At 50.8% G+C, this 14382-nt stretch carries 10 protein-coding genes; 5 read left to right on the top strand and 5 right to left on the bottom strand.

Annotation, left to right across the window (positions count from 1 at the left end):
• Nucleotide 1: 1 nt before the first annotated feature.
• Together B0F88_RS15140 and B0F88_RS15135 are read right to left on the bottom strand one after the other, a co-directional pair.
• Complete coding sequence (locus B0F88_RS15140) at nt 2-3214, bottom strand: efflux RND transporter permease subunit (protein WP_104424771.1); 3213 nt, start codon at nt 3212-3214, stop codon at nt 2-4.
• A gap of 3 nt (nt 3215-3217) precedes the next feature.
• The gene (locus B0F88_RS15135; RefSeq protein ID WP_258076689.1) at nt 3218-4375 is read right to left on the bottom strand and encodes an efflux RND transporter periplasmic adaptor subunit; all 1158 of its coding nucleotides are present in this window, start codon (nt 4373-4375) and stop codon (nt 3218-3220) included.
• Between the two features lie 165 nt (nt 4376-4540).
• Here B0F88_RS15135 and B0F88_RS15130 point away from each other — a divergent pair, with 165 nt between their 5' ends.
• Entirely contained in the window at nt 4541-5176 is a 636-nt protein-coding gene (locus B0F88_RS15130) for a TetR/AcrR family transcriptional regulator (RefSeq protein WP_104424769.1), read from the top strand.
• 126 nt (nt 5177-5302) lie between these two features.
• Nucleotides 5303-5638, top strand: a complete 336-nt coding sequence (locus B0F88_RS15125; protein ID WP_104424768.1) for a hypothetical protein — start codon at nt 5303-5305, stop codon at nt 5636-5638.
• A gap of 50 nt (nt 5639-5688) precedes the next feature.
• On the opposite strand, the gene ppk2 is transcribed toward B0F88_RS15125, so the two are convergent.
• The 3 genes from ppk2 to B0F88_RS15110 all read right to left on the bottom strand — a co-directional run bounded on the left by ppk2 (nt 5689) and on the right by B0F88_RS15110 (nt 8234).
• The gene (gene ppk2 / locus B0F88_RS15120; RefSeq protein ID WP_104424767.1) at nt 5689-6447 is read right to left on the bottom strand and encodes a polyphosphate kinase 2; all 759 of its coding nucleotides are present in this window, start codon (nt 6445-6447) and stop codon (nt 5689-5691) included.
• A complete protein-coding gene (locus B0F88_RS15115; RefSeq protein ID WP_104424766.1) occupies nt 6447-7469 on the bottom strand; it encodes a class I fructose-bisphosphate aldolase in 1023 nt (340 codons plus the stop codon). Before B0F88_RS15115 ends, ppk2 begins: the two co-directional genes overlap by 1 nt.
• Before the next feature lie 249 nt (nt 7470-7718).
• Nucleotides 7719-8234: an aspartate carbamoyltransferase gene (locus tag B0F88_RS15110; protein ID WP_104424765.1), complete on the bottom strand. Its 516-nt coding sequence runs from the start codon at nt 8232-8234 to the stop codon at nt 7719-7721.
• A 587-nt stretch (nt 8235-8821) separates the two neighbouring features.
• Between B0F88_RS15110 and B0F88_RS15105 the strand changes: the two genes are divergently transcribed.
• From B0F88_RS15105 to B0F88_RS15095, 3 genes are all read left to right on the top strand, one after another.
• The gene (locus B0F88_RS15105) at nt 8822-12001 is read left to right on the top strand and encodes an EAL domain-containing protein (protein WP_219820876.1); all 3180 of its coding nucleotides are present in this window, start codon (nt 8822-8824) and stop codon (nt 11999-12001) included.
• A 471-nt stretch (nt 12002-12472) separates the two neighbouring features.
• On the top strand, nt 12473-13534 hold the full coding sequence (locus tag B0F88_RS15100) for a tyrosine-type recombinase/integrase (RefSeq protein WP_104424764.1): 1062 nt from the start codon (nt 12473-12475) through the stop codon (nt 13532-13534).
• Complete coding sequence (locus tag B0F88_RS15095) at nt 13534-14382, top strand: hypothetical protein (RefSeq protein ID WP_104424763.1); 849 nt, start codon at nt 13534-13536, stop codon at nt 14380-14382. The genes B0F88_RS15100 and B0F88_RS15095 overlap by 1 nt, the downstream gene beginning before the upstream one ends.

The raw sequence follows: 14382 nt of genomic DNA, 5'->3' as shown, positions 1-14382 counted from the left end.
GTTATTCCTTGGTTGATAAGTCGGGGCCGGACACAGGCTCATGCGGCATCAAGACCGGGGCCTTGTGCCTTGAGGCTTGCCAGCGTTGCGCCAAGCCCTGAGCGATCACGTAAAAGACGGGCGTTAACAGAAGACCGAACAGCGTCACCCCCAACATGCCGCTAAACACCGCAGTACCCAGCAGCTGCCGTGATTCCGCTCCCGCCCCTTGGGCTTTGACCAGCGGAAACACGCCCATGATGAAAGCGAAGGAGGTCATCAAGATGGGGCGTAGTCGTATCCGCGACGCTTCCACCGCCGCATCGAAACGGTTAATCCCGTCCTCTTGCCGCCGCTTTGCAAACTCGACGATCAGGATAGCGTTCTTGCTGGACAAACCCACCAGTACGATAAATCCGATCTGGGTGAAGATGTTGTTGTCCATATCGCGCAACCATACGCCGGCCAACGAAGACAGAATACACATGGGCACGATCAGGATCACCGCAAACGGTAACGACCAGCTTTCATACAGGGCTGCCAAGGCTAAAAACACAAAGATCACGCTTAGCGGGAAAACCAGCATGGCGACGTTTCCGGCTAATACCTGTTGCAGGCTGAGTTCGGTCCATTCAAAGTCGAAGCCGGGCGGCAGTTCCGCGTCCATCAGTTTATTCATGATGGTAATCGCCTGGCCGGAACTGACTCCCGGCAAGGTGGCGCCGTTAATTTCCGCTGTCGGGTACATGTTGTAATGGCTGATGTTGTTGGGGCCGGTAATTTTCTTAACCGACATCAGCGACCCGAGCGGCACCATGCCGCCTTGATTATTCCGCGTCTTCAGCTCGGCGATGTCCGACGGTTCCATCCGAAACTCCGAGTCGGCCTGCGCCACGACCTGATAGGTTCTGCCAAAATTGTTGAAATCATTGACATACATGGAACCCAGATAGATCTGCAAGGTATCGAAAACTTCTTTCAACGGGACATCCATCGATTTGGCGCGGGTGCGGTCGACGTCCAGGAAAAGTTGCGGCACTTCCGCACGGAAGGTCGTAAACAGTCCGGCCAATCCCGGTTGCTGATTGCCTTTGGCGATCATCTCGTTGGTCGTGCTCTGCAACGCGGCAATACCGGCATTGGAGCGGTCCTGGACTTGCAGCTTGAAACCGCCCACCGAACTCATGCCCCGGATCGGGGGCGGCGCAAATACGGCGATTTGGGCGCCTTCGATTTGAGAAAGACGCTGCTGGAGGTCTTTGATTATAGCGGTGGAGTGAAGCTCAGGATGGCCCGAGCGCTGTCCGAAGTCATCCAGCGTCGCGAACATCGTGGCGACGTTGGATTGGCTGGAGCCGCTCAGGATCGAAAAGCCGGAGTAGGCAATCAAATGTTTGACCCCTTCCGTTTCCAGGATAATACCGGTGGCCTTCTGGACCACTTCCTGAGTGCGCGCAAGAGAAGCTGCGTCGGGCAGTTGCGCATACATAACCAGGTAGCCCTGGTCTTGCGGAGGAATGAAACCTGTCGGCACTTTTTCAAAGGCCAGGAAATTAAGTCCATTGAGGCCGATATACAGCACCCCTACAACCGCGGTCATGCGAATCAGTCTGCCGACCAGCCGAGAATAGCCTTCACTGAAAGAGTCGAAGAAGCGGTTGAAGCGGACGAAGAACCAGCCGAACAGGCGGTCAACCAGCCGCGTGAGCAGGTCCTTGTCGCCGTGCGCCCGATCCAGCAACAGCGCGCATAGGGCCGGACTTAAGGTCAGTGAATTGAATGCCGATATGACGGTGGATACCGCGATGGTTAGAGCGAATTGCTTGTAGAAAGCGCCCGAAACGCCGGTGATGAAGGCGGTCGGTACGAACACGGCGACCAGCACCAAAGCCGTCGCGATGATAGGGCCTACCACTTCTTCCATAGCCTTGCGGGTGGCGTCCCTGGCCGATAATCCCTCGGCGATGTGGCGCTCCACATTCTCCACCACTACGATGGCGTCATCCACCACGATACCGATAGCCAGCACCAAGCCGAACAATGACAAGGTGTTAAGCGACAAGCCTAATGCCGACATCACTGCGAAGGTGCCGATCAAAGATACCGGTACGGCAAGCAACGGAATGATGGTGGCGCGCCAGTTCTGCAAAAATATCACGACCACGAGCACGACCAGAAGGATGGCTTCAAGCAGGGTTTTGATGACGGCGTCGATGGATTGCTCGACAAATATAACGGTGTCGTAAACAATCGTGTAATCAAGGCCTTGGGGAAAGCGCGGCTTGAGTTTCTCCATGGTTTCTATGACCGCTTTTTTTGTTTCCTGGGCGTTGGAGCCGGGCAGCTGGAAGATGGCGAGGCCCACCGAAGGTTCGCCGTCCATCAGCAGTCCCGAATTGTAGTCCTTGGCGCCCAGCTCGATGCGGGCCACGTCCTTCAGATAAGTCACCTGTCCATCTTTGCCCTTCTTAATGACGATTTCGGCGAACTGATCAGGCGCCATGAGCCGTCCCGTGGTACTGACCGTATATTGGAAGTCGACGTTCTCCTTTGTCGGTTGTTGGCCGACTACGCCCGCCGCAACCTGGATGTTTTGCTCGCGGATAGCGTTGACCACGTCACTGGCGGTCAGGTCGCGGGCGGCGATTTTTTCCGGATTCAGCCAGAGACGCATACTGTAGTCGCGGGCGCCGAAAATCAGAATTTCACCGACGCCGGGCAGCCGCGCCAGGGTATCCTTGATTTGCAGCAACGCGTAGTTACTTAAATAAACGCTGTCGTAGCGCTTGTCCGGGGAGATCAGGTTGACGACCAGGCTCAAGTCCGGGCTGCGTTTCTTGACGCTGATGCCTTGCCGACTCACTTCCTGAGGCAGCCTGGGATCGGCCAATGCCACGCGGTTTTGCACCAGCACCTGGGCCTTGTCGAGGTCGGTGCCCGGCTTGAAAGTAATCGTCAGCGCCATGCTGCCGCTATTGGACGACTGGGAGGACATATACAGCATGTCCTCGACGCCGTTCACTTCCTGCTCGATAGGCGTGGCCACGGTTTCGGCCACCACCTGGGCGTTGGCGCCGGGATAGACCGCGCTGACCACGACGGTGGGAGGCGCAATCTCGGGATATTGGGCAATAGGCAGGCCGATCAGCGCAAGTCCGCCGACCAAGATAATGATGATGGATAACACCGCCGCAAAAATCGGGCGGTCGATGAAAAAGTGAGTGAATCGGTTCATGGTCTACTTTGCTCCATCTTGCTTGGTCAGCGAGATGCGTTCAGGATTCACCTTAATGCCCGGTTTGAGTTTCTGGATGCCTTCGGTAACAATCCATTCGTCGGGCTTTAACCCCTCGGTAACCACACGGGAATCGCCGATATGCGCACCCAGCGATAGTTTGCGGTATTCCACTTGGTTTTCCTGATTGACTACCCAGATAAACTGCTGCGCCTGGTCCGTACCGATAGCCCGGTCGGGAATCAATATCGCGGGGTACGGAGTGCTGCCGCGAACCCGCATGCGGGCAAAAAAGCCGGGACTTAACAATCCATCCGGGTTGGCGAACACACCCCGCATGGTCAGGGTACCCGTGGCCGCATCTTCACGCGGCGAGATATAATCGAGTTGGCCGAGGTGGGGGAAGTTAACTTCATCAGCCACAGCCAACTCGACCGGCGTGTGTTCATCGCCCATGTTGCCCGTACCTCCTTTCTGAGCCTGACGCCGGTATTTCAGTACCGAGCGTTCGTCCGCATCCACGTAAACATAAACAGGGTCGGTGGAGACGATAAAGGTCAACAAGGTTGGATCCGATCCGCCGCCGTTGACCACGTTACCGGCGGTGATTAATTCGCGGCCGATCCGTCCGTTTATCGGGGAGCGCACCTGGGTATACTCCAGATTTAACCGTGCCGTGTAAACATTGGCCTCTGCAGACTGAACGGCGGCAAGTGTTTCGCGCAGCCCCTTACTGCGGGCGTCATGCTCCTCTTCGGAAATGGCTTTGGCGCGAAACAAACGCTCGGCGCGCGCCAGATCGTTTTTTGCCAATTCGTGCCGGGATTTAGCGCCTTCCAGTTCAGCTACGGCATAGTTCAACTGAGCGGTGAAGGGTTTCGGGTCGATCTGGAACAAAAGGTCGCCTTTTTTTACCTGGTCGCCCGCCTTGAAGTTGACTTTATCCAGATAGCCGCTGACCCGCGCGCGCACGTCTACCGATTCCACGGCTTCGATACGCCCGGTGTATTCGTCCCATTCAGTAACTTGCTGGGACACAGGCTGTGCGATTTTGACATTGGGCACCGGACGCTGATTAGAGCCGGGATCGTCTTGATTTCCGCACCCGACCAGCGCCAGAAGGGTGACGGCGGCAAGCATGCCGTTTCGTGTGCGCTGCATTGACCTTTTCGGGATGTTCAAGCGATGGATAGCAACCGATAGATACGTTTCTTTTTTCATCGTCTTTACACCCTGATATTTGATAGTAATAAATGATAAGATATATTATCATTTAATCTAAGGTATCCTACTGTTTTAGTCAACTAATTTTGTGAGTGCTACACCATGATTAAATGCGGGCGTCCCCGAAAAGGGGAAGAATGCCTAAGCCGTGACCGGCTGTTGGACACAGCCTTCAGTCTTTTCCTTGAAAACGGCTACGGCAACCTCAGTTTGGAAACCATCGCGCGGGATGCGCGCGTGTCAATGCGGACTATCTATAGTCAGTTCGGCGGTAAGGCCGGATTATTCGGCGCTGTGATCAAGCGCTGCAGCGACCAATTCGTCACCAGCCTGTCGGAGGAAAATGTTCTGGAGAATTCTCCAGAGGAAGCATTAATTTCTTTTGCCAAGCAATTCCTGTATCGGATCACAAGGCCGGAGGTGGTGCGTATGCGCACCATACTGATTGGCGAGTCGCTGCGATTTCCCGATCTTGCCACTCAATTCTATGAGCAAGGGCCGCAACGCACTCTCGATCATCTCAGGCAGTTTTTCGCCCGGCAGCAGCAAACGGGGTATTTTGCGGCGGTAGATCCGCATTTTCTTGCCGACCATTTCTTGAGCGCATTACGCAATGGACGGTTTCAAAAGCTGCAACTGGGTTTGGAACCAACACCCGACGAAGCGGAAATCGATGTTTGGGTCCGGCAGTCCGTTGGCCTCTTCCTGCGCGGTTGCCTGAATAATGTGAGGGGATAGTTTTTGCTGAGGCTTGTTACTCTACATTAATAAATTAATATAACTTAATAAAAAACCATCAAATATTGATTTTTTCGCCATATTGTCTACTCTTTGTAATGACTGAGGTTAGCTTGGGGAAAAATCATGAAAATGGCTATTTTCTTAAAGACGATATTGACGGCTATTATTGTTCTTTGTTATTCGATGCCCGTGCATGCGGTTCCTGTAAAGACATTTAAAAAGACGGCTCCGCCTGCTAAATTAATATTAACATTGCCGAATCAATGGCTCGCGGCAGAAAAAACAAGCGGATTAATGAATGCGGCGACGCGCGACAGCGACACCGAAGCTCAAGCGTTTGCATTAAAGAGAAAACCGGTTAACGTGAATTGCAATATGGATGTTATTCAGAACACGGTAGGCGAGGCTCCCCTCAGCAATCGGCTCTTTGGGAAATGCGGCCTTCATTACCATTATTGAAGAAACCGTGAGTTTTCTTGTCCGGCCTTGCATCTTTACAAGGCTAATAATTACGGCGCAATCATGCCGTTTTGCAGGTAACCTTCGTCATAATTGAAAACGATATTTGCGTCAGGCAATATCAGCTTTTCGTTCTTGTTTTTGTAATCAAGACGAAACAACATATCTTTAATCACGTTGATGCGGGCGGATTGTTTATCGTCAGCCCTGACAACAGTCCAGGGCGCGTTGATGTGATGGGTTCTGGCAAGCATGATGTTGCGGGCCAGACTGTATTCATCCCAATACTTAGTCGCCGCTTTATCGATGGGACTGCTTTTCCATTGCTTGAGCGGGTTTTGCTCCCGGTCTTCCAGGCGTTTTTTTTGTTCATCCCGGCTAATATCCAGATAATATTTCAGCAGTTTAATGCCGGATCGAACCAGCATCTGCTCGAAGTCGGGTACGGTTTCAAGAAACTCATGGTATTGCTCATCGGTGCAAAATCCCATGACGCGTTCCACTCCCGCGCGGTTGTACCAGCTGCGGTTGAACAGCACCATTTCCTGAGTGGAGGGAAGGTGCGCCGCGTAACGCTGAAAGTACCAACTGCTGTTGTCCCGGTCAGAAGGTTTGCCGAGAGCCACCGTGCGCGTTTCACGGGGGCTCAAATATTGGGTAATGCGTTTTATCGTGCCGTCTTTTCCACCGGCGTCGCGGCCTTCAAAGATAATTAGAATCTTATCGTTATGCTTGATAATATGATTCTGGAGCTTGACCAGCTCGATTTGCAATTGGTGTAGCGTTTTTTTGTATTCTTTCCGGTTCATTATTCTTTTTCCATTTCCGCCGTATAGCTTCCGTAGCGCGCAGCGCCATTAAGTTTCGCGCGTTTATACAACGCATTTTGCGCAGCCTTGATATTTTCCGGTTTTCCTTGCCACGCTTGCAGCACCGGTTGCTGCAATGCCCGTCCGTAAGAAAAGCTTAATTGCCACGGTGCATTGCCGGCCATCGCATTCATGGCATTAAGATTTACCGTGGCTTCCTCAGGCGTTTGTCCGCCGGAAAGAAAATTAATTCCAGGCATTGCCGCGGGGACGGAACGGCGCAACTGCGCAAGGGTTTTTTCGGCAATTTCTTCAGGACTTGCTTTGTTTTGAGCGTTTTTACCCGGCACCACCATGCTGGGCTTGAGTACGATATATTCCAGTTCCACACGATGCCTGTGCAAAGCATGGAATACGGCATGTTGGACAGCTTCCGTCACTTCAAGGCAGCGCTCAATGGTGTGGTCGCCGTCCAGCAATACTTCCGGCTCGACAATAGGTACGATGCCCAGTGACTGGCAAATCGCGGCGTAACGCGCCAATACCTCGGCATTAGCGGCTATGCCGAGCGGAGTCGGATTAAGTGCGCTGATGGAATAAATCTCGCGCCATTTGGCGAATCGGGCTCCATGTTCTTTGTAGCCCGTTAGCCGTTCAGCCAGTCCGTCCAGGCCTTGGGTAATTAAATCGCCGGCTGCATTTGCCAGGGGCAGGGTGCCTTTATCCACTTTGATGCCCGGTACTATGCCTTGTTCGGCCGCCACTTGCGGAAGCAGTTTGCCGTCATCGGTTTTTTGCTCCAGGGTTTCTTCAAACAGGATAATTCCGCTGCTGAATTCGCCTAAGCCCGGCGTAGTCAGCAGTAATGAGCGATAAGCGCGGCGGCTTTCCTCGGTTGATTCTACATTGATCGCTTTAAAGCGCTTGGTCATGGTCGGGTGGCTCTCATCGGCGGCCAGTATGCCTTTGCCCTTGACGACCAGGTCGGTAATTGTGGATTGCAGTTCGGTTTGTATGCTCATGATAACTCTCCGGTTATGACTTCGCGCTATTGTAGGCCGCGTTTAAAGAAAACCGAGTAAGCGGATCGGCGGCTGAAGACCGGGCATTGGCGCTGGCCGGATATTTGCCGGGCCGTGTTGTTACGCAGGATCAAACGATCCTCCTGAACTCGATTTTCGGCGGCAATCTCCGTTGTCATGCCGTCAGAAGCACCCCGATTTCGACTTGCAAGGTCTCAAGCCGTGGAATATGGGGTTGGCGGTCTTAATTTACTCGGCAGGGGAGGAATGATGCCGGCTATGCGCCGGTATTTCATCGTTACCGTGTTCGCTTTTCTGGGCGTCAAACCATTCATGTAGCGCTTCAACAAACCGGGGGTATTCAGTCGAATAATGGATTTGTGCGCCATTAGGTAAGGCTTCGTATTCAAATTTTATATCGTTAGTTTCCGCCTTTTTTAATTGGGCGAGGCCCGGCATGCCGGCACCGTGGATGCGCTCTGTCGCAGAAAAATCACCTTTTCTGAACTCATTGGCAATTTTCAGCAGATGCGTCTGGACTAATTTTATTTGCCCGGCATTGTCCGCCGATTTGGCGATTACATGCTGAACTCCGCCATGAACGGTTTTGGTAAATGTTTCCAGGGTTTGATCCAGGGCAAACGGCGCCGATTGCTGAGTGCGTTGATGTACTTGATCGTTAGGCGCGGCGGCGGTTTTTTCAAGAGCCGATGCTGTCGCAGAAAATAGTATAAATCCGGTCAATATTAATAGGTGATTTTTCACAGTCTTACTCCTCGTTTAGTTAAAGCTAGATGAGAACCGCTAAAAACGCATAACGAAGTATCTGGCGTTTGCGCACCATAAGAAATCCGTACAATTACTTACATAACTGATGTTACGCGGTCTTTGTTTGTTGCAGAGCGGTGCTCGGCGCGGCAAACGTGGAAACACCGTCCGTGCGTAATAAAATAAGCGCTAATGGGTACTCTATCCTAAGAAAATGGCGCTCTGCCCTGATCTTCGATGGCTGTACGCCTTAAATATGACCGAAATAATGATCGGTTCCAATGCTGCTGACTGCGGCGATTTCTTCTTGGCGGCATTATTTGGTTTTACATGCTTGTTTTTTGTGTGCTAAAAGACAGATATACTTTTTATCATTGTGGAAATAACCTTTTGTGTGCCGTGTCACATCTTTTTTTGGCATTGTATGGTCGTCAGCTCCTGTTCTTGGCCGAGAGCAGAAACTATACCGGTTAAGCTGTTCCGAAGTATTGCGCTTAAATTGCACAAGTTCGAGAAATAACCGGACCAAGAGTGCTGTGTTTATGGTTTTTAAAAAGCCACGTAAAATGAGCGGGCGGTAAAAAATGACAACAATAAAAACACATTTAACTGCCGTGCTGCTGCTATGCATTCTGCTGCCTACCGGATTAATAGGCGTTGCGGCGTACTGGTTTTTATACGATGCGATCAAGGAAAGCCGTGTCGAGGATGTGGGACAGATAGCCAACACATGCTATGAAGCAACGCGTAGGCGGCTGTATGAAGATAACGAGCGGGCTAAAGGTTTGTTGGAGACTTTAATTGCCGTCTGTCGCGGTAGCGGCGAAGGTTTCAATGCTTGCGCCCGGGACAGAATAGAGATATTTGCCGACATCAATCATGCGGCCGGTCTTACCCTGCATTCAGGGATCGAAAACGACATTATTGTGGGCGCCGATGCTATGTCGCTCGATACCTTTAATAAACCGTTTCCGCCTGGGCAGATAGCAGCCATATCAACCTCCAAGGTAAACGGCGCCCGCTTGATTTCCTTTATTGCGCTCGATTCGGCATCGGGCTTGAGCCTGGTGACGACTTATCCTGGACAACGATTGCAAGATATTTTCGTCGCATCTTCTCTATTGGGGCGGTCAGGGGAAACTTTTCTGACTGATAACCAAGGCTTTTTTGTCACCAAGCCGCGTTTTCCGCCGCCTCAAGGGCTTATTCAAGACATTTCAGTTGAACCGATGGGGCGCTGTTCGCACAATGAAAGCAACCAGGTTCTCGGTGTTGATTATCGCAACGTTCCCGTCATTCATGGTTTTTCGTTTGTGCCGGAGATCGGCGGCGGTTGCATCATGGCACATATTGAGCAGGCGGAAGCTTTCGCGCCATTGAGGCGATTGGTTTTCGGGCTGAGCATCGCGACCTTCCTTTTTGCTTGTGCGGCCTGGTTAATCGCAACGATGGTCGGCAGGAGTATGACAAAACCGCTGATCGACCTAATCGATATGGCGCGGGCCTTGTACAGGGGAGACTTCACGCATAGGGTCCGCTCAACAGATTACTGCGAAATTGCCGAGTTGGGGCAGCTGTTCAATAGCATCGACCAACAATTGGGTGACACGCTAAACAGGCTGAAAACCTCCGAACGTGAGCTGGAGAAACAGGTTGTTGAGCGTACCGCCGAGCTTGAGCAGCGGCATAGAAAATACCATTCGGTCATTCAAAGCACAGGGGAAGGATTCTGGCAAGTGGATAGCGAAGGGCGGTTGTTGGAAGTCAACCCCACGTATGCCCGCCTTTCCGGGTATTCCGAAACGGAATTGGTCGGTATGCGTATTAGTGAATTGGAAGCGCAGGAATCCCCGGAGGAAACGGCAGAACGCATCGCCAATATTATGCGGCAGGGAACCGATACGTTTGAAACCCGGCATCGCCGTAAAGACGGCAGCGAGTGGGATGTTGAAGTCAATGTTTCTTTCATCGATGAAGGCAGTGGATATTTTGTCGCTTTTTTTAGAGATATCACCGAACGCAAACGGGCCGAACAGGAATTGCATATTGCCGCTGCCGCGTTCGAGACTCAGGAAGGTATCGTTATTACCGACGCCGACGAAATTATCGTGCGCGTCAATCGGGCATTTACCCAGATTACCGGTTATACCCCGGAGGAAGCCATCGGCAAGAAACCTTCCATCCTTAAGTCAGGATGTCATGATCCCGACTTTTATCACGCCATGCACTACATTTTGCAACGCGATGGACAGTGGGAAGGGGAAATATGGGATCGGCACAAGGATGGACACGTCTATCCAAAATGGCTCGCCATTACGGCCATTAAGGATGAATTGGGGCGGATCACCCATTATGTGGGGAATTTCAAGGACATTACCGAGCGCAAAGTGTCCGAGGAAAAGATAAAAAACCTGGCTTTCTACGATACGTTGACTGGGTTGGCGAATCGGCGCCTGTTGACTGAGCGCCTGGATCATGCCATCGCCGTTAATGCGCGTACAGGATGTCACGCCGCGTTGTTATTTCTCGATCTGGATAATTTCAAGTTGTTAAATGACACTCAGGGGCATGGTGTGGGCGATGAGTTGCTGATTGAAGTTGCGCACCGGCTGAAAGCCTGTGTGCGTGAAGTAGATGCGGTGGCGCGGTTGGGCGGCGATGAGTTTATCGTGCTGCTGGAGGATCTTGATACCGCCTATGACAATGCCGCGGTTCAAGTAAAAACCGTTGCGGAAAAGATTGTTGCGGCGTTGGCCGAGCCTTATAGCTTGAGCAGTGTCGTACATAATTGCTCAAGCAGTATCGGCGTAGTGCTGATCGGCGATCCCGCCACGACAGCCGATGCCGTACTGGCGCGTGCCGATACCGCTATGTATGCCGCAAAAAAGAGCGGCAAAAATGCGTACCGTTTTTTTGATCCGGCCATGCAACAAGAGCTGGAGCAACGGGTTAACTTTGAATTCGCTTTAAGACAGGCCATCAACAATGATCAATTAAAGCTTTTCTATCAGCCCCAGGTTGACGACAATGGCCAGATGGTCGGCGTGGAGGCGCTGATTCGGTGGAATCATCCCGATCTTGGCTTAATTTCACCGATGCAGTTTATTCCGGTCGCCGAAGAGACGGATACCATTCTGGTTATCGGGCGTTGGGTGTTGCGGACCGCCTGCGCCCAACTCAAGGTGTGGCGCGACCGGCCCTTGACCCGAAAACTCAGTATTGCCGTAAACCTTAGCGCCAGACAGTTCTATCAACCCGGTTTCGTCGATGAAGTGCGCGAGATCATGACGCAATATGCTATTGAGCCGATGCAGCTTAAACTGGAGCTGACCGAGGGGATGGTATTGAAAGAAATGAATACCGCCATCGAAAAAATGCTGGAACTCAGGTCTATCGGTGTGCTTCTTACCATGGATGATTTCGGCACCGGCTACTCATCGCTCAGCTATCTGAAAAACCTGCCGCTTGACCAGATAAAAATCGATAAAAGTTTCGTGGACGGCATTAAGGAACATAGCAATGACGCCTTCATTATAAACAGTGTATTCGCCCTGGGTAAGTTGATGGGGATCAATGTGGTTGCGGAAGGGGTGGAGGATCATGAACAGGATGAATTTCTAAAATCTCTGGGCTGTACGGTGTTTCAAGGCTATCTGTTTGGCAGGCCGGTACCGGTCGAGGAGCTGGAAAGTCAGTTATTGGCCGGTGTTGCAAAACCCAGAGACGCGAGCATGATCTCTATTGATCCTGAAAATCGTAGCTGAGTAAATAATGCAAGGCCGCCGCTGCAGAGCATGTGCCGGATGGCCTGATTTAACGAGGGTATCGCGTTATTCCGATTTGCCGAATTCGACCTTGAGTACGCGGGTGATTCGAGAATCGCTGGATATAATTCAATCTTTCGATTTAATGGTGGCGATAGGTGGAATTGAACCACCGACCCCGGGGTTATGAATCCCAAAACACCCAAAAACCACAACACGCCACAATAAACAATAATAATTAATTCAATCGCTTAACTGTTTTTCCTTGTTGCCCATTATTGCCATTTTTTGCCCTTTTTTATATTCAATTGCAACGTGAGTGCAACGTGAGAGTATAATCAAACCCTAGAAACAAAGCGGCCTTTAGGGTGTAATCAGCACCGACAAGGCCTACCAATAACTTAATTCAGGGTTAAGCAATGGCTGGGAGCATCATATCAGAATGCCGGTTGCTATCCTATAGGGGCAATTATGGCAACTATCACTAAGCGGCTAACCGCAGACGGTAAACCTTATTACACTGCACAAGTCCGGCTAAAAGGCTATCCCGCACAAACCGCCACATTTAACCGTCTTACCGATGCGAAGAAGTGGGCGCAAGATACCGAGAGTGCAATCAGGGAGGGCAGGCACTTTAAAACAGCGGAAGCGAAAAAGCACACGGTCGATGAAATGATTGACCGCTACCTATCCGGCGCGAAGCTTACCAAAGTTCAAGATGACCATACCGGCCTGCACCTAAGACGTTGGAAAGAGGAAATCGGTTATATGTTGTTGGCCGATGTGAACGCTGATGCTATTACTCTGGTTAAGGAAAAACTTCTTAACGAGGAATTTAGAGGTAAGCCACGCAGTCCGACCACTGTACTTAGATACATGGCCTCACTGAGTACGGTTTTTACTACAGCCGTCCGGGATTGGGCATGGCTGGAAGATTCACCCATGAAGAACATCAAAAAGCCTACCGCAGCACGTGGGCGCGTCCGGTTTTTGAATGATGACGAACGGGAACGCCTTTTAATTGCCTGCAAGGAATCCAGAAACAAGCAGCTTTATTTATGCGTGATTCTGGCAATCAGTACCGGTATGAGGCAAGCTGAACTGTTTGGCCTTCAATGGTCAGACGTAAACCTCAAAGAGCGTTATCTAATCCTGCACGAAACCAAGAACGGCGAACGGCGGCGCGTCCCTTTGTCCGGGCTTGTGTTAGAGCTGTTACAAGAACATGCCAAGGTTCGGCGACTTGATACACCTTTGCTATTCCCTGGCATTAAAAACCCACTGAACCCGATTGATTTACAGCAACCTTGGGAGACTGCGAGAAAACGCGCAGGGATAGTTGATTTTACATGGCATGACCTACGACATTGCACCGCGTCTTACCTAGCCATGAATGGGGCTTCACTGGCTGAAATTGCCGAAGTTTTAGGACACAAGACCTTAAGCATGGTGAAGCGTTACGCGCACTTATCAGACGGCCATGTTTCAAATGTGGTCGCTTCTATGAATCAAAAGATTTTTGGGGGCGTGTGATGGCTAACGATGGCGATTATGTTTTGGCGGCAGATATTCCAACCTTAATAGCTGAAAAATTTGAGCCGATACCAGAATACACCGAACGAACTTTGGAAAACATAGAAAAAGGCATTCCAATAGACGCAATGAATTATAGAGCTAGGCAATTGAGTAATGCTGACGTTGAGTTATTAACTAGTGTTTTCAAAGATTGCAGCCTGGATTTTAATAATATTCTTGGTTGTACAGAAAGCGAGTACAAGCTATTTCAAATAGCCTTTGATTCGTCAGAAAATAAGCCGGATTGGGATATTTTCCCCACGTTTACAAACCATCTCAGTGAGGCGTTAAACAGACAATGGAACCTATGTGCCGAACACTCTATACAGCTCGAAAGGGCGGCTAAAAATGGAGAGATTAAGATTTTATCGAAGCAACGCATCCCATTAACCACGCTTGAGCCGGGTGCAATAATCAGTCGTGAACATGCAGAGAAATATTTAAAAGAGCTTGGATTATCACTACCTGATGCACCGAGCCAGAACGGCGAAACCGTGGGGAATGATGACGAGGGCAGCCAAGACGACACTGAACCTAATGAACGCGGATATACCGTGTGGTTGCGCAAAACATGGGTTAAGGAAAATTGTACAACGGGTGCGCCATTTTTTAATGCTCTTAAGAAATATAAAGGTAAAGAAGATAGCCTTGTGATTGACTGGTGGAATTTCTCTACTAAAGGCCTTGGGGTTAAGCTAAAAACCAATACTGGGGAAATTGAACTTTCAAGGGTGCAAATTCAAAAGATAGTAAGCAAATTTAGACGTGAGGAGAAGGAGAGAAAAAACCTGTCAAGTGATAATTAA

Origin of the sequence: Methylobacter tundripaludum, from assembly GCF_002934365.1 — a bacterium.
GTDB lineage: Bacteria > Pseudomonadota > Gammaproteobacteria > Methylococcales > Methylomonadaceae > Methylobacter_A > Methylobacter_A tundripaludum_A.
The sequence above is the reverse complement of the archived record's forward strand: the minus strand, read 5'-3'. Positions and strand labels throughout refer to the sequence as shown.